A 23,548-nucleotide genomic window follows, 5' to 3' on the forward strand; every position below is an offset into this window, starting at 1 on the left:
CTTTGTCTGGCCGGGTCCGGGAGACCGCCCGGGTCCGGCCATCTTGTAAGAGGGCTCCTCAGTCCCTCAGATCCTCGGGCAAGAGCGCCTGAGGCATGTTCTGGTAGCAGACCGGCCGCAGGAAACGGCGGATTGCCAGTGTTCCGACACTCGTCGCGCCGAAATTCGTCGATGCCGGGAAAGGTCCGCCATGCACCATTGCGTGGGCGACTTCGACCCCGGTCGGAAAACCGTTCACGAGCACCCTGCCCGCCTTGCGTTCGAGGATCGGCATGAGCGCCTTCGCGTCGTCCGTATCGCCGTCGTCCATCTGCAAGGTCGTGGTGAGCTGCCCGGCAAGATCCGCCGCGATGGCGCGGCGCTGACCGGCATCCTTCGCACGCACCACGATGCCCGCGGGTCCGAAGATCTCGTGGGCCAGCACCGGGTGGGCCTGCCAGTCATCGCCCGATACCGCGAAAACCGCCGGCGCGCCTTGCCGCCCCTCGCAGCTGGCCGCGGTGATCCGTTCGACCCCGTCCGTGCCGGAGACGGCCTCGACCCCGCCGCGATAGGCCTTCGCCACGCCCGCAGTCAGCATCGGCTGCGCCGGAACTTTTCCAAGCGCCTCGGCAGCCTGCGTGAGGAACGCTTCGGCCCCCTCGCCCTCGGTCAGGATAACGACCCCGGGATTGGTACAGAACTGGCCGACGCCCATCGTAAGTGAGCCGGCCCAGGCCGCCCCGATCTCTCCGCCCCGCGCGGCTTGCGCCGCCGGAAGCACGAAGACGGGATTGATCGCGCCCAGCTCTCCGAAGAAGGGGATCGGCTCGGGCCGCGCCATCGCGAGGTCGAACAGCGCCTTGCCCCCGCGGAACGAGCCGGTGAAGCCGACAGCGCGTGTGATGGAATGCGTGACCAGCGCTTCTCCTGCCTCGTTCGTGTTCGACTGGATGAAGCCGAATACCCCGGCCGGCATTCCCGTCTTCTCGCTCGCCGCAGCGATGGCGCGCGCGACAAGCTCGCCGCAACCGGGATGCGCCGGATGGCCCTTGTAGACCACCGGGCAGCCCGCCGCGAGTGCAGCGGCGGTGTCGCCGCCTGCCGTCGAGAAGGCCAGCGGGAAGTTCGACGCTCCGAAGACCGCAACGGGCCCGAGCGGCCGCTGGATCATCCGAAGATCGGGGCGCGGCATCGGTTGGCGGTCTGGCAGGGCCTCGTCGTGCCGCCGGTCGAGATAAGCGCCGTCGCGGATATGGGTCGCGAAGAGGCGCAGCTGGTTGGCGGTGCGGGGCAGCTCGACGCTACGCAGGCGCGGCTCCGGCAGGCCGGTCTCGGCCATGCCAATCTCCGTGATCGCATCGACCCGCGCTTCGATCTCCTCGGCGATGGCGTCGAGAAACAGCGCCCGATCCTCACGGGACGTCCAGCCATAGGTTTCGAAGGCGGCCTCGGCGGCCTTCATCGCCGCGTCGATCTCGGCCTTGCCGCCGGTATGGACATGCAGGGGCGTACCGGACACCGGGTCGGACTCGAAGGTCTGGCCTGCCGAGACCCAGTTTCCGTCGATGTAATGCTGTCCTGTCAGGTCGGTCATGAAATCTCCTGTGGGTCGTCGTGAAAAGCTGCAACGGCGATGTGACGTCCGAGCATGAATGCATCGGCGACATGAACGAGCGGCTCGACGTCCACATCGCTCTGGCCGGTTTCGATCAGTTCGGCGAAACGCCGGTAGAGACTGGGGTATTCGCCCGGCGCCTCGACACTCTGTTCCGCGCCGTCGATATGAAGCCGGGCGCCACCCTCGGTCAGCTTCAAGGTGCCGCTGTCGGTCTCGATCTCGATCTGCCAGATCTCGCCGCCCTCCTGCCGCCAGTCGAAGACAGCCTCGGCGCGAAGCCCGTCCGGGCCGACGAAGGTCAGATCGGCGGCGATCGGGGCCGCACGGTTCTCGGGGAAGGACAGCGTGGCACCGGTCAGATGCAACGAGACGGGCAGGATCTTCGACAAGAGCGAGAGCGCGTTGATCCCGGGATCGAACACGCCGAGCCCGCCCGGTTGCCAGATCCAGTCCTGGCCCGGATGCCATTTCCGCACGTCTTCCTTCCAATCGACGCGCACCGCCCGGATCCCCTTGCCTGCAAGCCAGTCCCGCGCTGCGTCGGCGGCCTCCGCATGGCGGCTGTGCCACGTGGCAAAGAGCGTCTTGCCCGCCGCGCGCGCCTGACGCTCAAGCTTCAGAACCTCGGCGATCGAGGCGCCGGGCGGCTTCTCCAGCATGACGTGGCGACCTGCGGCCAAGGCGGCGCTCGCCGCAGCGAAACGCGGCACCGGCGGCATGGTCAACGAGACAGCCGGGATATCGGGCCGCGCCGCGAGCATCGCGCCGATCTCTGCATGGTTCTCGACGCCCTCTACGCCGCCAGAGCCGCTAACCGTGGCTGCGAGATAGAAAGCCGGATCGGCCGCAATGGACGGGATATGCTGGTCGCGGGCGATCTTGCCGATGCCGACGAGGGCGATGTCAGTGACTGTCACGCGGCACCTCCCTTCCTCGGCAGCCTTTGAGGAAGTCGAAATCGACCCCGGTATCGGCTCCTTCCACATGATCGTGGAACAGCTTGGCATAACCGCTCGCGGGCGGCTCGATGCGGGATTGCCACGCAGCGATGCGCTGTTCCAGCTCCTCTTCGGAGATATCGAGATGCAAGCGCCGGTCGGGCACGTTCACCTCGATCATGTCGCCGGTACGGACCACCGCCAGCGGGCCGCCGACCGCCGCCTCCGGGGCGGTATGCAGGATGACCGTGCCATAAGCCGTGCCCGACATGCGCGCATCGGAGATCCGCACCATATCGGTGATGCCTTTCCTCAGCAGCTTCGGCGGCAGCCCCATATTTCCCACCTCGGACATGCCGGGATATCCTTTGGGTCCGCAATATTTCAGCACCATGATGCAGGTCTCGTCGATCTCGAGCGCATCGTCGCCGATGCGCGCCTTGTAATCGTCGATATCCTCGAAGACGACAGCGCGGCCGCGATGGACCATCAGGTGCTCGGAGGCGGCCGAGGGCTTGATGACCGCACCGCCCGGCGCGAGGTTGCCGCGCAGAACCGCGATGCCGCCGCTTGCCGAGAGTGCCTTGTCGGCGGGCCTGATCACGTCCTCGTTCCAGTTCACCGCGTCCTTCACCTCGTCCCAGATCGGCCCGCCCGAAACGGTGAGCGCGTCCCTGTTGAGCATGCCCGCCTCACCCAGCCTTTTCAGCACGACCGGCAGGCCTCCGGCATAGAAGAACTCCTCCATCAGGTACTTGCCCGAGGGCATGAGGTTGACGATCGTCGGCACGTCGCGGCCGAGCCTGTCCCAATCGTCGAGCGTCACATCGACGCCGACGCGCCCCGCCATCGCCAGAAGATGCACGACCGCGTTCGTCGAGCCGCCGATCGCGCCATTGGTGCGGATCGCGTTCTCGAACGCCGCCTTGGTCATCACGTCCGACGGCTTGAGATCGTCCTTGACCATCTCGACGATGCGCCGGCCGGACATCTGCGCCATCACGCGGCGCCGCGCGTCGACAGCCGGGATCGCCGCATTGCCCGAAAGCGCCATGCCCAGTGCCTCGGCCATGCTCGCCATCGTGCTCGCCGTGCCCATCGTGTTGCAGGTGCCGGTAGAGCGCGACATCGCCTGCTCGGCCTCGAGGAAGTCCTCCTGGGTCATCTTGCCGGCCTTGATATCCTCCGACATCTGCCAGAGCGCCGTGCCCGACCCCACACGCTCGCCCCGGAACCAGCCATTCAGCATCGGCCCGCCGGTGACGACGATCGATGGAATATCGGTCGAGGATGCACCCATGATGAGCGAAGGCGTGGTCTTGTCGCAACCGACCATCAGCACCGCGCCGTCGATCGGTTGGGCCCGCATCACTTCCTCGACGGCCATCGCCGCGAGGTTGCGGTACATCATCGCCGTCGGGCGAAACGTGTTCTCGGAAGCCGAGAAGACGGGCACTTCGAGCGGAAAGCCTCCCGCTTCCCAGATCCCGGCCTTCACCTTCTCGGCAAGCTCGCGCAGATGGCCGTTGCAGGGCGTCAGCTCTGACCAGGTGTTGAGAATGCCGATGACCGGCCGCCCGTCGAACACATCATGCGGGTGCCCCTGGTTCTTCAGCCATCCCCGGTGGTAGATCGTGTCCCGGCTGGTGCCGCCATACCATTCCTGGCTGCGCAGCTTTCTCGGCCATTCTGCAGGTTTGAACGTCACAGCGGGCGCACCTCCGTCATCGGCTCCGCCTTGCCCAGGGGATCAAAGGAGAGCGGGTTTCTGAGGGGAAGACCGAAGGCCGCGGCCTCGATCTCGAAGACGTCGCCATCTCTCGGCTGCACCCCGTCGGCAAAGGACAGCGTCGCCGTGCCGAACATATGGACATGCACGTCGCCCGGTTGGCGGAAGATGTCATACTTGAAATGGTGGTGTTCGAGATTGGCGATCGTGTGGGACATGTTGGCCTCTCCCGAAAGGAAGGGCTTCTCGAAGATCACCTCCTCCCCGCGCCGGATCCGGCTCGTGCCCTCGACGCTCTGCGGCAGCTCGCCGACGAGGAGTTCCGGCCCGATGGCGCAAGGGCGCAGCTTGGAATGGGCGAGGTAGAGGTAGTTCTGCCGCTCGGTGACGTGATCCGAGAATTCATTGGCGAGGGCAAAGCCCAGGCGCACGGGCGCGCCGTCCGGCGCGATCACGTAGATCCCTGCGATCTCGGGCTCTTCGCCGCCATCGAGCGCGAACGGCGGGCTTACGAGCGGCGCGCCGGGCGCGACGAGCGCCGCGCCGGTGCCCTTGTAGAACCATTCGGGCTGCACGCCCGCCGCGCCGTTGCCGGGCTTACCGCCCTCGACGCCCATGCGGAACATCTTCATCGAGTCGGTTTCGTCCTCGGGTTTCTTGGCATGCATCGACGCCCGCGTTGAGGCCGACCCCAGATGCGTCAGCCCCGTTCCGGTGAGGTGCAGATGCGCCGGGTCGGCATGGGTCACGGGCGGCAGAAGACGTCCTTCGGCAGCCAGAACCTCGAGATTGACCGCGCCATTGAGACCAAGCGACAAGACAAGGTCGCGCAGGCCCAAGCCCTCTTCGAGAGCGCGCATGGCAAGGTCGTAAAGCGACAGCTCGCTTTTCACCTCGTAGGCTTCGGACCCGTCGCGCGCGACGACCTGAATGCTTCCCGAGGATGTGCGGTATTGGGACAGATGCATCGGCTCAGCCCTTCTTTTTGTTCATGACGTCGAAGATGACCGCAGCGAGCAGCACCAGGCCCTTGATGACCTGCTGGTAATCGATGCCGATCCCGAGGATGGACATGCCATTGTTCATGACACCCATGATGAAGGCGCCGATCACCGTGCCCACGCCGCCGGCCATCGACGCGCCACCGATGAAGACCGCCGCGATCACGTCGAGCTCGAACGTCGCGCCCGCTTTCGGCGTGGCGGTGTTGAGCCGCGCGGCGAAGACGAGACCCGCAAGGGCGGCCAGCATGCCCATATTGGCGAAGGTCAGAAAGGTCAGCCGCTGCGAGTTTATGCCCGAGAGCGACGCCGCCTTCTCGTTGCCGCCGATGGCGTAGATCCGCCGGCCGATCGTCGTGCGGCTCGTGATGAACGAATAGACCGCGATCAGGAACGCCATGACGATGAAGACATTCGGCAGGCCGCGGAAATCGGCCATGAGCCAGCTCATCCAGACGATACCGAAGAAGATGAGCGCGGTCTTCGCGGCGAAAAAGGCGAAGGGCTCGGCCGGAACGCCGGTGCGCGCCTCGGCCTGCCGGTTGCGGATCGCAAGCCATGTCAGGACAGCGGCAACCCCGAGGCCGATCAGGAGAGAGAGCAGGTTGAACCCGTCCATTCCGAACGGATCGCCGATAAAGCCCGAGGAGATCAGTTGAAACTCGCGAGGGAAGGGACCGACCGACTGCCCGGCCAGAAGCCACAGCGTCAGCCCTTTGAAAACGAGCATGCCCGCAAGCGTCACGATGAAGGACGGAATGCGGAAATAGGCGACCCAGAAACCCTGCGCTGCCCCGATAAGCGCGCCCGCGGCGAGGCACAGGATGCCTGCGAGAAGGTAATGCATGTCCCAGTTGACGATCATCACCGCCGCAAGCGCCCCGATGAAGCCCAGCACCGATCCGACAGACAGATCGATATGCCCCGCGACGATCACGAGCAGCATGCCCACGGCCATGATGATGATGTAGGAATTCTGCAAGATCAGGTTGGTGAGGTTCACCGGACGCAAGAGGATGCCCCCGGTGGCGATCTGGAAGAAGGCCATGATCGCGATCAGCGCGAACAGGATCCCGTATTCGCGCAGGTGGGTCTTGAGAAACCGCCAGCTCGCGCGGGCCTGTTTCGCCGCGGGAGCCTCTTCTCCACGGTCTACGGTCTCGCTCATATCGCGCGCTCCCCTGTCTTGATGATACGGGCCATGATCTTTTCCTGGCTGGCTTCGTGGGTGGGCATCTCGCCGACGAAGCGGCCCTCGTTCATGACGTAAAGACGATCCGTGATGCCAAGAAGCTCGGGCATCTCGGAGGAGATCACGACGATCGCCTTGCCCTGTTTGGCGAGATCCCGAATGACCGTGTAGATCTCGAATTTCGCGCCGACATCGATGCCGCGCGTCGGCTCATCGAGGATCAGGATATCCGGATCTGCGAAGAGCCATTTCGACAGGACAACCTTCTGCTGGTTGCCGCCCGAGAGGTTCACCGTTTCCTGCTCGATCGAGCTCGACTTGATGTTGAGCCGCTCGCGGTATCGCTCGGCGACCTCAGTCTCGCGGGCGCGGTTCAGCACCATCCCGTCTGCCACGGCATCAAGCTTGGCCATCGAGATGTTGCGCCGGATCGTATCCTCGAGCACCAGCCCATAGGTCTTGCGATCCTCGGTGGCATAGGCCAGCCCGGCATTGATCGCGCGTCGCACGCTCGACAGGTCGACCGGCTGGCCGTTGATCTTCGCGCTGCCCGAGATGTCGCGCCCGTAGGACCGGCCGAAAAGGCTCATGGCCAGTTCAGTCCGGCCCGCGCCCATTAGACCGGCAATCCCCAGGACCTCGCCTTTCCGGACATGGAAGGACACGTCGCGCACGACGATACGGTCAGCGTCGATTGGGTGATGCACGGTCCAGTTCTCGACCTCCAGCGCGACCTCTTCGGTGAAGGTCGGCTCGCGCGGCGGGAAGCGGTCGTCGAGCGCGCGTCCCACCATGTCGCGGATGATGTCGTCCTCGCTGATGCCATCGGCGCAATCGAGCCGGGAAACCGTCGATCCGTCCCGCAGAACGGTGATCGTATCTGCCACCTGGCTGATTTCATTGAGCTTGTGACTGATCAGGATCGAGGTCACGCCCTGCTGGCGGAATTCGGCCAGAAGCGAGAGCAGCTTCTCGCTGTCCTGTTCGTTGAGAGACGAGGTCGGCTCGTCCAGGATCAAGAGCCGCACATCCTTCGACAGCGCCTTGGCGATTTCCACGAGCTGCTGCTTGCCGAGGCCAAGATCACCGACCGGCGTCTTGGGGCTTTCCTTCAGCCCGACCCTTTCGAGCAGCTCGGCTGCGCGCTGTTCGGTCTGCCGCCAATCGATGATGCCGCCCGCGGCGCGCTCGTTGCCGAGAAAGATGTTCTCCGCCACCGACAGAAGCGGCACCAGCGCCAGTTCCTGGTGGATGATGGCAATGCCGACCGCCTCGCTGTCGCGGATCGTGCGAAAGGACTGCACCTCGCCGTCGAAGACGATCTCGCCGTCATAGGTTCCATGCGGATAGACGCCCGAAAGCACCTTCATCAGCGTGGACTTGCCCGCGCCGTTCTCTCCGACCAGCGCGTGGATTTCACCCGTCTTGACGCTCAGGTTCACTCGGTCGAGCGCCTTCACGCCCGGGAATTCCTTCGTGATGTCCCGCATCTCGAGGATCGTCGACATATCGCAATGTCCTGTGTTTGATCGTCCCCCGGCTCTGGGCCGGGGGGCTTTCGTGACCGACGCCGAAGCGCGGCCACAGGGAGGATCACTCGAGCTCGGAGGCCTCGTAATAGCCCGAGTCGATCAGCACTTCGGTGATGTTTTCCTCGGTCACCGGCACCGGCTCCAGGAGGTAGGAGGGGACGACCTTGACGCCGTTGTCATAGGTCTCGGTGTCGTTGATCTCGGGCTCGCCGCCCTGCAGGAGCGCATCCACCATGCCAACGGTCACGCGCGCAAGTTCGCGGGTGTCCTTGAAGATGGTCGAATACTGCTCGCCACGCTGGATCGCCTTGATCGACGGGATCTCGGCATCCTGCCCGGTGACGATGGGCATCGGCATGTCGCCTGAGCCATAGCCGACACCGCGCAGCGACGAGATGATGCCGATCGAGAGCCCGTCATAAGGTGACAGAACGCCGTGGACGCGCGCATCGGTGTAGTTCGCGGAGAGAAGGTTATCCATGCGCGCCTGCGCCACCGAGCCATCCCAGCGCAGGGTGCCCACCGTGTCCATGCCCATCTGGCCGGACACGATCTGGATCGAGCCGTCATCGATCAACGGCTGCAAAACGCTCATCGCGCCATCGTAGAAGAAATAGGCGTTGTTGTCGTCGGGGCTGCCCCCGAATAGCTCGACGTTCCATTGCTCGGCATCCGGGAACCTCTCTTCGAGGCCGTTCACGAGGTTGGTCGCCTGCTGCACACCAACCTGGAAATTGTCGAAGGTGGCGTAGTAGTCGACATCGCCGGAATCGCGGATGAGACGGTCATAGGCCACGACCGGAATGTCCATCGCAGCGGCGTTGGCCAGCGCGTTCGTCAGCGTCGTGCCGTCGATCGCCGCGATCACCAGCGCGTCGACGCCCGTGGTGATCATGTTCTCGATCTGCGCGAGCTGGTTGGGAATGTCGTCCTCGGCATATTGAAGGTTTGTCTCGTAGCCGGCTTCCTCGAACTGGGCGACCATGCTCTCTCCATCGGAGATCCAGCGCGCCGAAGATTTCGTGGGCATCGAAATGCCGATCGTTCCCGAATCCTGCGCGAAGGCGGGCATCGCGATCAGGGTAGCCAAAGCGGTCGCGCCGAGGGCGCGTCTCGTGAATGTCATGTTATCCTCCCAGACAGGCGGAGCGGACTGCCCCACATCCGCCGCCCTCGTGCCATCCGTGTCTCCTCACGGGCTGCAAGCGAGCGGCTCGCGCCCACACTTGCGCTACGGATATATATCAGTCAAATGATTAAGCGGCAGATAGATATACCATTTCTGATATGTCATTTCCGTGGGAGACCAGAGGCAGACCGATGACTGAACTCATTCGAAGCGGGCTGAAATTCTCGCATCTCCGAATCCTCGCGGCGCTCCGCGAAACCGGGAAAATCGGCGCTGCGGCGCAACATGCGGGCATGACCCAACCTGCGGCCTCGCGGCTTCTGGCGCAGCTTGAGACGATGCTCGGAACGCCGCTTTACGTGCGCCACGCGCAAGGTGTCGTTCTGACCGAAGCGGGGCGGACGCTAGCGGACCAGGCCATCGCCACCTTGCGCGATCTCGACCGGACGCATCAGCAGATCGGCCAGATCGCGAGCGGCACGCGCGGCCATGTGCGGATCGGATCTGTGACCGGCCCCTCGCTCGACCTTCTTCTGCCCGTCCTGCGCGAGATCCGGGTCGCCTATCCCGACATCCAGACGAGCGTGAACATCGACACGTCGGACCGGCTGGCGGAGGGGCTGATCGCCGATGAGCTCGATCTCTATATAGGCCGGATCCCGGACCAGGCCGATGCGCGCCCTTTCGCAATCAAGACGATCGGCCCCGAACCCATCAGCCTCGTGGTCCGCCTGGACCATCCTTTGAGCGGACGCTCGGGTCTAACGATCGACGATTGCCTGCCCTTCGATTGGGTGATGCAGCCTCCGGGCGGCCTTCTGCGCCGCACGGCGGAAGCCTATCTTCTGGAGCGCGGCAGGCCGCTTCCAAGGCGCGTTCTCGGCACGACCTCAATCCTCTTCACGCTGGCCCATGTGAACGAGACGAACGCCATCGCCCCCCTCGCCCGCGCAGTCGCAAGCTTCTTCATCGAGCGCGGCGGCCTCGGAAGCCGCCTTTCGATCCTGCCTGTCGCCTCCGACATGGCGGTGGGCGATTACGGCATCGTCACCCGCACGGAAGAGGCGCTGTCCCCAGCCGCGGCGCAGGTCTTTGATCTCTTGGGACGATATAGTCGTTCGAAGGAATGATGGTCGAAGTGCAGGAATGGGCCGGGCGCTTGCGCCAAGCGGCCAAGCGCCAGAACATGTGCAGTAATTCCGGCTGAGGCGAATTCGCGATAGCGCTGCAAGGGAAATGGCGGAGAGGAAGGGATTCGAACCCTCGAGACGGTTTCCCGCCTACACACTTTCCAGGCGTGCGCCTTCGACCACTCGGCCACCTCTCCGCCGCGCGGTCTAGCGGAAGTCTCTAGGCAGGTGCAAGGGCCTCGGCGCGATAAATTTCCTCGGACGTGGCGACGCCGCGTGAGCCGGCTCAGCCGCCAAGGTGGAGGGTCACGCGGCGGTTCTGCTTGCCCTTGTTCTCGATCTTGCCAAGCTGTGCGGGGCCGATTTCGCCGGTTCGGGCAACATGCGTGCCGCCGCAAGGCTGCAGATCGACCTGGCTATCGCCTTCGCCGCTGCGGACCAGCCGGATCCGGCCCGCGCCGCGCGGCGGCTGGACGGACATCGTCTTCACAAGGCCCGGATTGGCGTCGAGATCCGCCTCGTCGATCCAGTCTTCGCTCACCGGCAGATCGCGGGCGATCAGCGCGTTGAGCTCCGCCTCCAGCGCATCGCGGTCCTCGGGCGGCTCGGGCATGAGAAAATCGAGCCGGCCTTTTCCCGCGCCGATCTGGCCGCCCGTCACCGGAAACGGGATCGCGACGGAGAGAAGGTGCAGCGCGGTGTGCATCCGCATATGCGCGAAGCGCCGGTCCCAATCGAGCCGCTGGGTCACCTCTGCGCCCACGGGCGGCAGGGAGACGGGCTCGGAGGGCACCAGCACCACCGCGTCACCCTGCCCCTTTACCGCCGTCGCGATCGCAATCTCTCCATCCGCCCAAAGAAGCGTGCCGCTGTCACCCGGCTGTCCACCACCCGTGGGGTAGAACAGCGTGCGGTCTAGCACGATCCCGCCCTCCTCGGTCAGCCCTTTTACGCGGGCGCTGGCCTCGCGCTGATAAGGATCGGTCCGAAACAGCAAGTCCGTCATCTCTCGTCACTCTCCGTCGGGATCGCCGCCGCCCGTGCTGCGTTTCATCGCAGCCGGCATCGCGGCGCGCTCGTCCATGCTTTGTGGTGTCTGGTCCTGCCCTGCAAACCCGCGATGATCCGCGCTGCCGCGCCCGGTGAGCTCTTCGGCGTTGCGAAGCCACAAATCGCGCTGCGGGAACGGGATCTGAATCCCCTCCTCCGCGAAGCGCTCGGCAATCTGGTGATTCATCTCGGTCTGCACGTCGAAGATCTCGAGAATGTCGGTCAGGATCACGCGGATCTCGAATTCGATCCCGCTATCGGCGAATCCCTTGAACCAGACATAGGGGGCGGGGTTCATGAACACGAGCGGATGCGCGCGCGCGATGGACAAGAGGATCCGCTCGACCTTGCGCGTGTCAGAGCCGTAGGCCACGCGCACCGGCACGATCAGGCGGCCGAACGTGTTGCCGCGCGTGTAGTTTGTCACCGTGCCGGTCACGAGGTCCGAATTCGGCACGATCACATCGAACCGGTCGAAGGTCTCGATCCGGGTGGACCGCACCGAGATGTCCTTCACGAAGCCCATGTTGTCGCCGACCGCGATCCAGTCGCCCTCCCCGATGGGCCGCTCGATCAGAAGGATGATCCCCGAGACGAAGTTCGACACGATGTTCTGCAGGCCAAAGCCGATGCCGACGGACAAGGCACCGGCGACAAGCGCGATGGAGGACAGATCGATCCCCGCCGCCGCGAAGGCGATCAGCGCGGCGGTAAAGACGCCCACATAGCCCACACCTGCGACAATGGCGTTGCGCCCGCCGATATCGATCTTGGTCTTCGGCAGGACGCTGGAGCGAAGCCCGCCCTGTAGGCCCCGCGTCAGTGCGTAGCCGATCAGGAAAACGGCGATGAAATAGAGGAAATCAGCCGGGCGGATGCGGCTGTCGCCCACCTGATAACCGGCGGTAAAGGTCGCCCAGAGCTCGGTCAGGTCCGAGACCCGCGCGCCCCATATAAGCGCCAGCGCGGGCAGCGCGGTCAGCAAAAGAAGGAAACCTGCGAAGACGGGCACGAGGCTGTTGGCCTCCTGCACGGTCTTGCCCGCCACCAGCAGATAGAGATCCGACACGAACCGCAAAAGCACCAGAACCGTACCCGCGAGCACCAACGTCGCGATCATCGGGAAGGTCAGCGCTTGCGCGACCTGCAGGTATCCGGCAGCCGCAAAAACAGGTGCCGCGACGGCCGTCAGCACCACGAGCCGCCCGAAGACGCGGCCGATCCGCATACGGAACGCCATCGGATCAGGAGAGTCCGGATCGTCGATCTCGGTATCGAGCACCGCGCGGCTGAAGATCGTCCCGATGCGGAACATCACAGCGCTGGCGATCACGATGATCGGGAAGGCGAGGACCGCCGCAACTTCCGAGGAATAGTCGTCAACCTCGGTGAAAACGGAGCGCACACCGCTCAGCACGACCAGGATCGCGAGCGCACTGAAATAGAAGCGCGCCTCCGTCCGCCGCGCGGAATCGAGCGGCATAGTCGCCTCGTCATCGTCCGGCGAGAAGGTCTGTTGTGCCAGCCAGCGGATATAGACGAAGACGCCGACCCAGATCGGCAGTCGGCGGAGGATCACCTCGCCGCGCTCCCCGATCAGTTCGGTATATTCCAGACCGAGCGCGATCAGGATGATGCCGGTCAGCGGCAGGATGATCATGCCGAGCGAGGCGATGAAGCGCCACACGCCCGAAGCGCGGCGCGAGATGCGGTTGCGGAGCCAGTGCACGCCCGATTCCGCCCAGGCCCGTCCGCGCGCCAGGAGCAGGATTCCGAAGAGCCCCATGCCCAGTGCGACCGGCAGCCGCTCCCGGTCAAGCTCGTCGTCACCGGTGAAGATCTCGCCTTCCGCCTCGTCCCAGAAGGCCCGGATCGAGCGCGCAAGTTCCTCGAGGGCGCCGGGCCAGAGCGCGGGATTGAGCGGCGTCGGACCTTGCGAGAAGAGCCGCTCGGCCGCACGCGCCCGGATGCGCGCGTCGATCTCGCGGATGAGACCGTCGGCGCGGGTGAAGGCCTCCTCGGCGGTCACGATAGGCGCGCGCGCCTCCTCGAGCTGCGCGTTCAGCGCGGCCCGGCGATCAGCCACATCCTGCGCCTCTTCTTCGCCTTCCTCAGGTGCGGGCCCCAGCGCGTTCAGCTGCGCTTCAAGCGTCTGGATGCGCGCGTTCTGCTGATTCTGAAGGATGCTGAAACGGTCACGATACCCCACGAGGTCGCCCCGGATCCGCTCAAGAAGGCCGGTTGGCGGCTCGCCATCCGCGAGCGTTCTCTCGATCCGCTCCGCTGTATCGCTCCAGGCGGAGAAATCGACATCGAGCGCGTCGTCAGGCGGCGCGATGTCGGACAATTCGTCGGATGGGTCGGGCCCGGTGAGCGCTTCGCCCAGTGCCTCAACGCCCTCGGTGGCCGCCTCGGCGGGTGCGGATTGCTCCTGTGCGGTGCCCGCGACCGGCAGCCATGCCAGACACAGGACGAGCGCTGCGGCGAGCCGGCGGATCGCCGCGATGCGTCTCATGTGTCCTCGAATACGCCCGGAATGGAGGCAGGCGCTTTGTCGAGCCACGGCGGTGTCGGAAGGCCCTTGGCCTCGAGAAACTCGCGGTTGAAGAGCTTGGACTGGTAGCGGTTGCCGTAATCGCAGAGGATCGTGACGATCGTATGCCCCGGCCCCATCTCGCGAGCCATGTGCATCGCGCCCGCGACGTTGACCCCGGTCGAGCCGCCCATCACGAGCCCTTCATGCTGCAATAGGTCGAAGACGATGGGCAGCGCTTCGGCGTCGGGCACGCGGCACGCGAAATCGGGCGTGTAACCGTCAAGATTGGCGGTGATCCGCCCCTGCCCGATGCCTTCGGTGATGGAATCGCCAGGGTTTTCCTCGCCGGTCATCAGCTTGAGCAGGCCCGCGCCCTCGGGGTCGGCAAGACCGACTTTCACGCCCTTTGGCTGCAGCGCCGCCGCGACACCGGCGACCGTCCCGCCCGATCCGGCGGCACAGATGAAACCGTCGACCTTGCCGCCTGTCTGCTCCCAGATCTCGGGTCCGGTCGTCTCGATGTGGGCCTGGCGGTTGGCAACATTGTCGAACTGGTTCGCCCAGATCGCGCCATGCGGTTCGGTCTTGGCAAGCTCTTCCGCCAGCCGGCCCGAATAGCGCACGTAGTTGTTGGGGTTCTTGTAGGGCGCGGCCGGCACCTCCACGAGTTCCGCACCCGCAAGCCGCAGCATGTCTTTCTTTTCCTGGCTCTGGGTCTCGGGAATGACGATGACCGTCTTGAAGCCCATCGACGCGCCAACGAGCGCGAGGCCGATCCCGGTATTGCCCGCCGTGCCCTCGACGATTGTGCCGCCGGGCTCGAGCAGGCCCTTCTCCACCGCGTCACGGATGATGAACAGCGCCGCGCGATCCTTCACCGACTGGCCGGGATTCATGAATTCCGCCTTGCCGAGGATCTCGCAGCCGGTCTCCTCGCTCGCCTTGCGAAGGCGGATGAGCGGCGTGCGGCCAATCGCGTCAGCCATGTCCTTTGCGATACGCATGGGCGGTCTCCTTTGCTTGTCCCGCTCGGTTGCCCTTGGGTGTAGGGCGCAGGTCGGGCGAACTCAAGCGCCCGTGCGCAAGGCGGGCCTTTCCCGCGCAAGCCAGAGCAGCATCATCGCGAGCGGCCCGGCATTGACTTCGCCCGTCTCGACGAGCCCCATCGCCGCGTCGAAGGAAATGACGTGGCTGCGGATATCCTCGTTTTCCTCGTCGAGCCCGGCATAGACCGTGCCGCGTCCGGCCAGATCGGCCAGCCCTAGGAAGCAATGGAAATACTCGGTCGAATAACCGGGGGAGGCATAGACCTTGAGCATGGGGCGCAGCTCCGAAAGCTCGAGCCGTGCCTCCTCGACCGCCTCGCGCCGCGCGGTCTCCATCGGATCCTCGCCCGCATCGACAAGCCCCGCGATGGGTTCCAGCACCCAAGGCCCCGGATCGCCGCGCATGAGCGGGCCGTAGCGGAACTGCTCGATCAGAAGCACCTGGTCCGTCACCGGATCATACGGCAGAACGAGCGCCGCATCGAAGGCGCAGAACGCCTCGCGCGTCACCGCCTCCGAATAGCCGCCGCGATATTGCGGGTAGCTGACTGTAAAGCGCCGCAGCCGGAAGAACCCGTCATGCCCGCCTTCCGCGATTTCGAGGCGCGGCAAGTCCCCCCGCCCCATATCGGTTCGAAGCGCGTGCGGCGCGCCCTCCGCTGCCATCGCGCGGGCCCAGCCGCGGGCGCAGAAAACGGACCACAGCGCGTGCGCCGCGTCCGCGTCGGTCTTGCCGTACCGCGCCATCACCTCCTCGGCCGCGGAGACCATCACCGTCGCCCAGCGAGACGCCCAATCCTCGATATCGAAGAGCGCGCCCAGTTCCGGCCGCGTATCCGACAGGTAGACCCTCGCCTCGCGCGGCCCCGTCTCGGTCTCGACAGTGACGGTCTCTGGGCGGTAGCCGAACCCTTCCTCGAAGAAGTCGAGCCGCGCCGCCGCTTCGGCGGAGACATCGACCAGTACGCCGTCCGCCTCCGCGCCGTCCTTCGCGATCAGAACCGGATAGGCCTGTCCGGCAACCCAGTGGACCGCGTGCCCGGCCAGCGACGCGCGCTCCGCCGTGGCGGGCGTGCCCGCGACGCGCTCAAACAGCTCCGGATGGCGGAGCGTGCCGTAAAGAAAATACCTAGTCATGTCAGCGCCAGTAGTGGCTCGCGACTTCGGCCGCAACGGCCACGATGATCGCGCCGATCGCCATCAATCCCAGGACATTGAACGTCAGCAGAAAAGAACCGTATTCGAGGAAATACGTGATTGCGCCGTCGATCGCCTCGAAAACGGTTCGGTACTTGCGGTCCATCGAATCCGCGACCATCTGCTCGACCGCGTGCACGAAGAGGCAGACCACGGTGGTCGCAAAGGTGCCCGTGATCCCGTTGGTGATCGCAGCGGACGTGCCCTTGCCGACCCGCGCACCGATGAACTTCCAGCCGCCGAAGAAAGCGATGAGCGCGTTGACCTCCGACACCGCCCCGACCGTGATCGAGCTAGGCAGGCCCGCCTTCACCATTTCGGTGACGACGAAGGCCAGCGCTGCGAGCAACAAGCCCGCGACAAGTTTCGGTGCCGTGGGCATGTGTTCTCAACCCGGACGAGACAACGTGATCTGCGTGACGTCGCAATTCCCCGTCGCGAAGGTCGCGGCGCAGGACGTCAGGTAGAAATTCCACATGCGGCGGAAGCGGTCGTCAAATCCTAACTGCGCCACCTCGTCCCATTTGCGGTTGAACGTGTCGTGCCAGCGACGGAGCGTCTGGTCGTAGCTGTCGCCGAACTCGATGCTGCGTAGAACCTCGAGCCCGGCGCGCTTGATCTCGTCGCGCAGCACCACCGGCGAAGGCAGCATGCCGCCGGGGAAGATGTATTTCTGGATGAAATCGGGCCCGCGCTTATAGACGTCCCAGCGGCGGTGATCGACGGTGATGACCTGCAGCGTGGCCGTCGCGCCTGGCTTGAGCCGGTCCTTGACGGTGTTGAAATAGACCGGCCAGTAGCGCTCCCCGACCGCCTCGAACATCTCGATGGAGGCGATGCCGTCATAAAGCCCGCGCTCGTCGCGGTAATCCTGCAACTTGAACTCGACCCGGTCCTCGAGCCCCGCGCGCCGAATGCGCTCCTTGGCGTAATCGTATTGCGCCTGGCTGATGGTGAGACCCGTCACCCGCAGGCCGCGCTCCTTCGCGGCATATTCGGCAAAGCCGCCCCAGCCGCAGCCGATCTCGAGCACGTGGTCACCGGGCTGCGCGCCCATCTGGTCCACCATCGAGGCGTATTTGGCGATCTGCGCTTTCTCGAGGCTCTCCTGGCCGGTATCGAACTTGGCCGAGGAATAGGTCATCGTGTCATCGAGCCAGAGCTGGTAGAACTCGTTGCCGAGGTCGTAGTGCTGCGCGATGTTGCGACGCGCCTGGGTCTTGGAATTGGATTTCAACCAGAACCGCAGCCGCTCGTAGGCGCGCAGGAGCCCCATGCCGGGAAATCCGTCGTAGATGTCCTCGTTGTCCGCATGGACGAGATCCATGAAGGCCTGCAGGTCCGGCGTCGACCACCAACCGTCGAGATAGCCGTCGCAGAACCCCAGATCGCCCTCACGGATGAGGCGCGCAAAGAGATCTGGATTGTGCAGATGTAGCTCGGCGACCGGTCCGGGATTGCGCCCCTCTGCGCGGAAAACGCGCCCGTCCGGCATCACGAAGTCGATGCGTCCATTGTTCATCTTTTGCGACATGTCGAAGACTTGCGCAAAATACCGCGGCAGGCCGTCCTGGCCCTGCGTCGAGGTCAATACCATCGAGTTCCCCATTTCATCCGACGCTCCAGACACGGGCGCCGGGTGTGTCCCGTTTCACGGCAAGCTATAGCGCGGAGGCCGCACCCCGCAAGTTGACGCCGGGACATGCGTTCAGAAGTCACGGTTCTCATAGGCGTCAAGCGCGCGCTGCCGACCTTCTTTCGCACCCACGATCGGCTCGGGGTAGTCGTCATCCGGCGAGATTTTCCAGCTGCGCGGAATGGCCTCGAAATAGGACAGAGCCGTCTCGGGCGGGGTGTTCTGCCCTTCCGCGATCCAGCGATTGATGAATGTGCGGTCCTTGTCGAACCGGTCCACCTGCGTTTCGGGATTGAAGACGCGGAAATAGGGGGTCGCGTCGGGGCCGGAGCCCGCCGACCATTGCCAGCCCATCGCGTTCGAGGCCGGATCCCAGTCAATCAGGCAATCCTCGAACCATTCCTTGCCGATCTTCCAATGACACATGAGGTGTTTGCAGAGGTAGGAGGCGACGATCATTCGGCCGCGATTGTGCATCCGGCCCGTAACGTACATCTCGCGCAGCGCCGCATCGACGAACGCCATGCCCGTCCGGGCGCGTTTCCACGCGATGACCTCGGATTTGCGCTCGTCCTCGTTCCAGGGAAAGGCATCCCATTCCTCGCGCCAATTGCCGGTCTCGAGCTGCGGCGTGTGCCAGAGAAGGTGGTAGGCGAACTCGCGCCAGACGAGCTCCTGCAGGAAGGTCTGCGCGTCGTCCTTGCCATCGTTCAGGGCGCGCATGCCCGCCGCCCAGCATTGATGCGGCGTGATCTCTCCGAGCGCGAGGTTCTCAGACAGGTTCGACGTGCCGTCCACTGCCGGGATGTCACGGTTCGCCTTGTATGCCCCGATCTTCGAGGACACGAACGCGCCGAGCCGCGCTTGCGCCGCGCTCTCGCCGAGCTGCACATAGGGGCGCACCACGTCCGCGCCGCGATCCATGCCCGCCCCGAAGCTCCACTCGTCCAGCGCATCGCTCGCAGGCCAGTCAGCTGGCGCGGGGATCTTGCCAGGCGTCGCGATCGGCTCGGGCACCTCGCGATCCTTCACCGCGCGCCAGAACGGCGTATAGACCTTGTAGAACTCGCCCTGTTTGGTTTCGACGCTCCAGGGTTCGAACATCAGGTGTCCGGCAAAGCTTTTGGCCTCGAGCCCGTCATCCTTGAGCCCCGACTTCACGCGCTCGTCGCGCTCGACGCTGTCCGCGTCGTAGGCGCGCATCCAGTAGACCGCCCCCGCCCCGGTTTCCTCCACCAGCTTTCGCAAGACTTCGAGCGGCGGGCCTGCGCGCAGGATCAACCGGCTGCCCTTCTCCGCATAGCTCTCGCCCAGCGCGCCGAGGCCGAGGCCCAGCCGCCAGACCGGCGCGGTGCCAAGCTTGTCGACCAGGTTGTCGCGAATGAAGACCGGGATCACCGGACCGCCACGACTGGCCGCGGCGTCGAGCGCCGGATGGTCCGAGAGCCGCAGATCGCGGCGATGCCAAAGGATCGTGGGTCGCGTGTCGGCCAAAGGTCTCTCCCGGAATTGCGGCGCATGTTCCGGGAAAGCTAGCGTGGGCGCGCGAGGGTCAACAGACCCCGCGCGTCATGACCCGGCCTCAGACCCTGGAGCGGCGCGGCGGCTGACCTCCGCCTTGACGGCGCGCGGTGCCCCGCGCCTGTCCCGGCTTGCCCGGCCCCTTGCCCGCACGATGCGGCGGGGTGAAGCGCTGGGAGGTGTCGGATGCCTTGCTGCGGGGTTTCGCGGGCGCGGTTGCCGCCTCGGGCTTGTCCTTCGGCTTTTTCGGGCGTCCGGCTTTCGCATCGGATTTCTGGTCGAACGGCTTCTTGCCCGCGGGTTTGGATGCGCTCTCGCCGGCGGAAGTCGTCTTCTTCCAGTCGGGCTTGGCGGGCTTGCGGGCCTCGGGCGCCGCGCGCTCTTCGCGGGGCTTCGCCGCAGGCGCAGGCCGGTCTTTCTTCCAAGCGGGTTTATCGCCTGGCTCGCGGCTTTTCTCCTCACGCGGGGCCGACGCCCGCGCGGGCTTGTCTTTCTTCCAGTCAGGCTTGTCGCCTTGAGGGCGGTCGGACTTGTTCGCCTTCCAGTCTGGCTTGTCGCCGCGCGGACGCTCGGGCTTGCCCGGCGCGCGCCTCGGCGCAGGTGCGGGGCGGCTCATGTCCGGCACGCCGTCGAGCTTCTGCGCGATCACGCCCTGTTCGAGTTCGCCGCCCTCACCGAGGCTTGCAAGAAAGCCCTCGGCGCTGGGTGCGGCCAATTCCACGTAGGTTTCGGCATCCTGCACGCGGATCGCGCCGACCGCGTCCTTGTCGAGCCCGCCGGTCCGCAACAGCAGCGGCAGGAGCCAGCGCGGCTCGGCGCGGTCTTTGCGGCCCACCGAGAGGGAAATCCAGACGCTCGGCCCGAAAGGCGCGCGCTCTTTCACGGGGCGGTCTTTCGGGGCTGCGCGCTCTTCGGGAGCTGACAGCTCCTCGGGCGCGGAATGACGGGTGCGGTAGAGGCGCAGATAGGCGGCGGCCACGGCTTCGGGGCTTTGTTGCGCGAGCAGTTTCGCGGCGAAGGACGCCTGTTCCTCGGTGATCTCGCTCGCCCAGTCAGGATCGGCCAATAGCCGCTCCTCGTCGCGCGCAAGGATGTCTTCCGCGCCGGGCGCTGTGGTCCAGTCGGCGGTGACGCGCGCGGTCTTCAGCAGACGCTCGGCTTTCTTGACGGCTTTCGGCGGCACGATCAGCGTGGAGATGCCCTTGCGCCCTGCCCGGCCGGTCCGGCCAGAGCGGTGCAGCAGACCTTCGGAGGTCTTGGGAAGCTCGGCATGCACGACGAGTTCGAGGTTCGGCAGGTCGATCCCGCGCGCGGCGACATCGGTCGCAACGCAGACCCGCGCGCGCCCGTCGCGCATCGCCTGAAGCGCATGACTGCGTTCGGATTGGCTGAGCTCGCCCGACAGGCACACGACCGCGAAGCCGCGATTTGCAAACCGCGCCGTCAGACGGTTCACGGTCGCCCGCGTGTTTGCAAAGACGATCGCGTTTTCCGCATCGTGGAAGCGCAGGACGTTGATGATGGCGTTCTCGGCATCGCGCTCAGCGACGCGCAGTGCCTGGTATTCGATATCGGTGTGCTGGCTCGAGCCGGAGCTTGTCACGACGCGCCGCGCATCCTGCTGGTATTCGGAGGCGAGCTTTTCGATCATCGGCGGCACGGTGGCCGAGAACATCAGCGTCCGGCGATCTTCAGGCGCTTCGCCCAGCATGAATTCGAGATCCTCGCGGAATCCCAGATCCAGCATCTCGTCCGCCTCGTCGAGCACGACCGCACGGATCGACGACAGATCGAGGGAGCCGCGCTGGATATGGTCGCGCAGTCGGCCCGGCGTGCCGACAACGATATGCGCTCCGCGCTCAAGCGCCCGTCGCTCGTCGCGCATGTCCATGCCGCCGACGCAGGTCGCAACCGACGCGCCGGTCTTCGCATAGAGCCATGTCAGCTCGCGGCTGACCTGGAAGGCCAGTTCCCGCGTGGGCGCGACAATGAGCGCAAGCGGCGCGGAGGCCGGCACCGGCACCCGGCCCTCTTCAAGGATCGTCGGACCAATCGCGAGGCCGAACCCCACGGTCTTCCCCGAGCCGGTCTGCGCGGAAACGAGAAGGTCCGCGTCATCGAGACCCGGATCCGTCACCGCGTCCTGAACGGGCGTCAAAGTGGTGTAGCCACGCTCTTCGAGCGCATCGGAAAGGGTCTGGATCATTCTGGGAAACCGATCTTGAGAAGTGCCGCGAGAGGCTCGCAGTCCGCCAATGGGGGGCGGAGATTGCGCCTCATAGCGCAAAATGCGCCCTCTGTATATGGCATTTCGCGCAGTGCGCCTGACATGGCCCATCTGCGCGCAGTGCATAACAGCGATGACCGGAAGGATGGGATCACCGGGCGGGTTCGGTCCCGCCCGGTGTGATTGTCTTTACCGCGGCTCTGTCCGCAGGCCCCGGTAGATGGCCCAACAGAGGAACAAGAGAACCACCGTGAAGATGATGCCCGTGGCATTCACCATCGCCTGAAGCGCCGTCAAACCGCCGCCGATCAGGAGCGTGATCGCAACGACGCCCTCGATCGTGGCCCAGAAGACCCGCTGCGCCGTCGGCGCTTCGGTCTTGCCGCCCGCGGTGATCGTGTCGATCACGAGGCTTCCCGAATCCGACGAGGTGATGAAGAAGACCAGCACCAGGATGATCGCCAGCGAAGAGGTGATCGTCGTGAGGGGCATGTCCCCGAACATCGCGAACATCGCGAGCGAGTCGTTATAGTTGGCGATGACGTTCTGGTAGACGCCGCTTTCGGTGCCCATCTCCGCGACCTGAGTGATCGCGGTGCCGCCGAAGGTCGCCATCCAGAAGACGCCCACGAGGGTCGGTATCAGCATCACGCATGTGATGAACTCGCGCACCGTGCGGCCACGGCTGACGCGGGCGATGAACATGCCCACGAACGGTGACCAAGAGATCCACCAGGCCCAGTAGAACGAAGTCCAGCTCTCGCGGAAGCTGTCATCGTCGCGGCCGATCGGGTTCGACAGCGGCACGACATCCATCACGTAGGTCGACAGACCGTTCCAGACGTCCCGGAGGATCTGCATCGTCGGTCCCGCGAAGAACACGAAGAGCACGAGAAGAACGGCAAAACACATGTTCAGGTTCGACAGAACCTTCACGCCGCCGTCGATGCCCCGGATCACCGAGAACAGCGCAACTGCGGTCACGCCTGCGATCACGATAATCTGGGTGTTGAGCGAGTCCGGCACGTCGAACACGTAGCTCAGCCCGGATGTCGCCTGCTGCGCGCCAAGGCCGAGCGACGTCGTCAGGCCGAAGAGCGTCGCGAAGACGGCGATGATGTCGATGATATGGCCCGGCCAGCCCCAGACTTTGTCCCCCATCAACGGGTAGAACGCCGACCGGATGGAGAGCGGAAGCTGCTTGTTGTAGGTGAACAAAGACAGCGCGAGCGCCACCACCGCGTAGGCCGCCCACGGGTGCAGGCCGAAGTGGAAGATTGTGGCCGCCAGCCCGTGTCCGCGCGCATCGGCAAGTTGCGCCTGGTCGATCTCACCGGTTTCGGTGTTGATCGGTCCTTCGAGACCGAGCGGGTTCGACACCTGCATGTGATAGACGGGCTCGAGCACGCCGAAGAACATGAGGCCAATGCCCATGCCGGCGGCGAAGAGCATCGCGAACCAGGACAGATACCCGAAATCCGGCGTCGCATCCGTGCCGCCGAGTCTCACCTTCCCGAGCGGGCTGACCACCAGATAGAGGCAGAACAGCACGAAGATGTTCGCCGCCGAGAGGAAGGCCCAATCGAACGTCGTGGTTACAAAGGTGAAGAGCCAGTTGAAGACGGCCGACGCGGATTCCTGGAAGATCAGGGTGACAAGGACGAAGACGAGGACTGTCAGAGACGAGATCAGGAAGACCGGGTTGTGAATGTCGAAGACGAGCGGGCCGATCTTCTTTTCCACATTATCCTGGCCGACCTTGTAGGTCGTATGGATCGTGTTGACGTCGCCGTCGGGACTGGGAATGTCCAAGCCTTCCGACTCCGATGAAGCGTCGGTCATATGGCACCTCCGTTGTTGGCGTTTTCTTGCTCAACATCTCAAGTAGAGCCCACGGACCTGCGACAACCCGTAACACGGTATTTCTGGACCATAATTCTCTCATGCGGGACCTAAGCCGCTGAGATAGGGGCAACCTTTTCCACAACTGACCTTGCCATCCTATTCCGCAAACCCGAGATTACGCAGCCTTTCACGCGCGCAATCTTCCGTCCTTCAGACATGAAAACGCCCCGGACCAAGGG

At 64.9% G+C, this 23,548-nt stretch carries 17 protein-coding genes and 1 tRNA gene; 1 reads left to right on the top strand and 17 read right to left on the bottom strand.

Translation table 11 applies throughout. From position 1 onward, the window contains the following. Positions 1 to 58 precede the first annotated feature (58 nt). The 7 genes from FIU91_RS11945 to chvE all read right to left on the bottom strand — a co-directional run bounded on the left by FIU91_RS11945 (position 59) and on the right by chvE (position 9,118). Positions 59 to 1,576, bottom strand: a complete 1,518-nt coding sequence (locus FIU91_RS11945) for an aldehyde dehydrogenase (NADP(+)) (RefSeq protein ID WP_152462616.1) — start codon at positions 1,574 to 1,576, stop codon at positions 59 to 61. Beyond that, on the bottom strand, positions 1,573 to 2,517 hold the full coding sequence (locus tag FIU91_RS11950) for a Gfo/Idh/MocA family protein (RefSeq protein ID WP_152462617.1): 945 nt from the start codon (positions 2,515 to 2,517) through the stop codon (positions 1,573 to 1,575). Before FIU91_RS11950 ends, FIU91_RS11945 begins: the two co-directional genes overlap by 4 nt. After that, positions 2,504 to 4,246, bottom strand: coding sequence for an L-arabinonate dehydratase (araD, locus tag FIU91_RS11955; RefSeq protein ID WP_152462618.1), 1,743 nt, complete (start codon positions 4,244 to 4,246; stop codon positions 2,504 to 2,506). The genes FIU91_RS11950 and araD overlap by 14 nt, the downstream gene beginning before the upstream one ends. After that, positions 4,243 to 5,235 carry an AraD1 family protein gene (gene araD1, locus FIU91_RS11960; RefSeq protein WP_152462619.1) on the bottom strand — a complete coding sequence of 331 codons (993 nt, stop codon included), beginning with the start codon at positions 5,233 to 5,235 and terminating at the stop codon, positions 4,243 to 4,245. The genes araD and araD1 overlap by 4 nt, the downstream gene beginning before the upstream one ends. A gap of 4 nt (positions 5,236 to 5,239) precedes the next feature. Continuing rightward, positions 5,240 to 6,436 (bottom strand): multiple monosaccharide ABC transporter permease, encoded by a 1,197-nt coding sequence (gene mmsB / locus FIU91_RS11965; protein ID WP_152462620.1) that lies wholly within the window; start codon positions 6,434 to 6,436, stop codon positions 5,240 to 5,242. Continuing rightward, positions 6,433 to 7,968 (bottom strand): multiple monosaccharide ABC transporter ATP-binding protein, encoded by a 1,536-nt coding sequence (gene mmsA, locus FIU91_RS11970; RefSeq protein WP_152462621.1) that lies wholly within the window; start codon positions 7,966 to 7,968, stop codon positions 6,433 to 6,435. The genes mmsB and mmsA overlap by 4 nt, the downstream gene beginning before the upstream one ends. An 85-nt stretch (positions 7,969 to 8,053) precedes the next feature. Next, positions 8,054 to 9,118 (bottom strand): multiple monosaccharide ABC transporter substrate-binding protein, encoded by a 1,065-nt coding sequence (gene chvE, locus FIU91_RS11975; protein ID WP_152462622.1) that lies wholly within the window; start codon positions 9,116 to 9,118, stop codon positions 8,054 to 8,056. Positions 9,119 to 9,312: 194 nt separating this feature from the next. Here chvE and FIU91_RS11980 point away from each other — a divergent pair, with 194 nt between their 5' ends. Then, entirely contained in the window at positions 9,313 to 10,251 is a 939-nt protein-coding gene (locus FIU91_RS11980) for a LysR substrate-binding domain-containing protein (RefSeq protein ID WP_093010071.1), read from the top strand. A gap of 107 nt (positions 10,252 to 10,358) precedes the next feature. Here the strand turns inward: FIU91_RS11980 and FIU91_RS11985 are convergent. The 10 genes from FIU91_RS11985 to FIU91_RS12030 form a co-directional block, all read right to left on the bottom strand. Next, positions 10,359 to 10,448: transfer RNA gene (locus FIU91_RS11985), tRNA-Ser, on the bottom strand. 89 nt (positions 10,449 to 10,537) lie between these two features. Then, positions 10,538 to 11,257, bottom strand: a complete 720-nt coding sequence (locus FIU91_RS11990) for an alanyl-tRNA editing protein (protein WP_152462623.1) — start codon at positions 11,255 to 11,257, stop codon at positions 10,538 to 10,540. 6 nt (positions 11,258 to 11,263) lie between these two features. After that, positions 11,264 to 13,816, bottom strand: a complete 2,553-nt coding sequence (locus FIU91_RS11995) for a DUF3772 domain-containing protein (RefSeq protein WP_152462624.1) — start codon at positions 13,814 to 13,816, stop codon at positions 11,264 to 11,266. Next, positions 13,813 to 14,841 carry a cysteine synthase A gene (locus FIU91_RS12000; protein WP_093010083.1) on the bottom strand — a complete coding sequence of 343 codons (1,029 nt, stop codon included), beginning with the start codon at positions 14,839 to 14,841 and terminating at the stop codon, positions 13,813 to 13,815. The genes FIU91_RS11995 and FIU91_RS12000 overlap by 4 nt, the downstream gene beginning before the upstream one ends. A gap of 63 nt (positions 14,842 to 14,904) precedes the next feature. Next, complete coding sequence (locus FIU91_RS12005) at positions 14,905 to 16,020, bottom strand: gamma-glutamylcyclotransferase (protein ID WP_152462625.1); 1,116 nt, start codon at positions 16,018 to 16,020, stop codon at positions 14,905 to 14,907. 1 nt (position 16,021) lies between these two features. After that, positions 16,022 to 16,462, bottom strand: a complete 441-nt coding sequence (locus FIU91_RS12010) for a TrgA family protein (RefSeq protein WP_152462626.1) — start codon at positions 16,460 to 16,462, stop codon at positions 16,022 to 16,024. A 6-nt stretch (positions 16,463 to 16,468) separates the two neighbouring features. Beyond that, a complete protein-coding gene (locus tag FIU91_RS12015; RefSeq protein ID WP_152462627.1) occupies positions 16,469 to 17,677 on the bottom strand; it encodes a cyclopropane-fatty-acyl-phospholipid synthase family protein in 1,209 nt (402 codons plus the stop codon). 111 nt (positions 17,678 to 17,788) lie between these two features. Next, on the bottom strand, positions 17,789 to 19,210 hold the full coding sequence (locus FIU91_RS12020; RefSeq protein WP_152462628.1) for a deoxyribodipyrimidine photo-lyase: 1,422 nt from the start codon (positions 19,208 to 19,210) through the stop codon (positions 17,789 to 17,791). Positions 19,211 to 19,298: 88 nt separating this feature from the next. Then, positions 19,299 to 21,443, bottom strand: coding sequence for a DEAD/DEAH box helicase (locus tag FIU91_RS12025; protein WP_152462629.1), 2,145 nt, complete (start codon positions 21,441 to 21,443; stop codon positions 19,299 to 19,301). Between the two features lie 210 nt (positions 21,444 to 21,653). Continuing rightward, on the bottom strand, positions 21,654 to 23,306 hold the full coding sequence (locus FIU91_RS12030; RefSeq protein ID WP_152462630.1) for a BCCT family transporter: 1,653 nt from the start codon (positions 23,304 to 23,306) through the stop codon (positions 21,654 to 21,656). Positions 23,307 to 23,548: the final 242 nt, after the last annotated feature.

The organism is Roseivivax sp. THAF30, from assembly GCF_009363575.1.
Lineage (GTDB): Bacteria > Pseudomonadota > Alphaproteobacteria > Rhodobacterales > Rhodobacteraceae > Roseivivax > Roseivivax halotolerans.

What these genes read in the sequence shown, in the direction of transcription:
- FIU91_RS11945 (WP_152462616.1), bottom strand. Translation starts at nt 1,576, where the DNA reads ATGACCGACCTGACAGGACAGCATTACATCGACGGAAACTGGGTCTCG.
- araD1 (WP_152462619.1), bottom strand. Translation starts at nt 5,235, where the DNA reads ATGCATCTGTCCCAATACCGCACATCCTCGGGAAGCATTCAGGTCGTC.
- mmsB (WP_152462620.1), bottom strand. Translation starts at nt 6,436, where the DNA reads ATGAGCGAGACCGTAGACCGTGGAGAAGAGGCTCCCGCGGCGAAACAG.
- mmsA (WP_152462621.1), bottom strand. Translation starts at nt 7,968, where the DNA reads ATGTCGACGATCCTCGAGATGCGGGACATCACGAAGGAATTCCCGGGC.
- chvE (WP_152462622.1), bottom strand. Translation starts at nt 9,118, where the DNA reads ATGACATTCACGAGACGCGCCCTCGGCGCGACCGCTTTGGCTACCCTG.
- FIU91_RS11980 (WP_093010071.1), top strand. Translation starts at nt 9,313, where the DNA reads ATGACTGAACTCATTCGAAGCGGGCTGAAATTCTCGCATCTCCGAATC.
- FIU91_RS11990 (WP_152462623.1), bottom strand. Translation starts at nt 11,257, where the DNA reads ATGACGGACTTGCTGTTTCGGACCGATCCTTATCAGCGCGAGGCCAGC.
- FIU91_RS11995 (WP_152462624.1), bottom strand. Translation starts at nt 13,816, where the DNA reads ATGAGACGCATCGCGGCGATCCGCCGGCTCGCCGCAGCGCTCGTCCTG.
- FIU91_RS12000 (WP_093010083.1), bottom strand. Translation starts at nt 14,841, where the DNA reads ATGCGTATCGCAAAGGACATGGCTGACGCGATTGGCCGCACGCCGCTC.
- FIU91_RS12005 (WP_152462625.1), bottom strand. Translation starts at nt 16,020, where the DNA reads ATGACTAGGTATTTTCTTTACGGCACGCTCCGCCATCCGGAGCTGTTT.
- FIU91_RS12010 (WP_152462626.1), bottom strand. Translation starts at nt 16,462, where the DNA reads ATGCCCACGGCACCGAAACTTGTCGCGGGCTTGTTGCTCGCAGCGCTG.
- FIU91_RS12015 (WP_152462627.1), bottom strand. Translation starts at nt 17,677, where the DNA reads ATGGTATTGACCTCGACGCAGGGCCAGGACGGCCTGCCGCGGTATTTT.
- FIU91_RS12025 (WP_152462629.1), bottom strand. Translation starts at nt 21,443, where the DNA reads ATGATCCAGACCCTTTCCGATGCGCTCGAAGAGCGTGGCTACACCACT.
- FIU91_RS12030 (WP_152462630.1), bottom strand. Translation starts at nt 23,306, where the DNA reads ATGACCGACGCTTCATCGGAGTCGGAAGGCTTGGACATTCCCAGTCCC.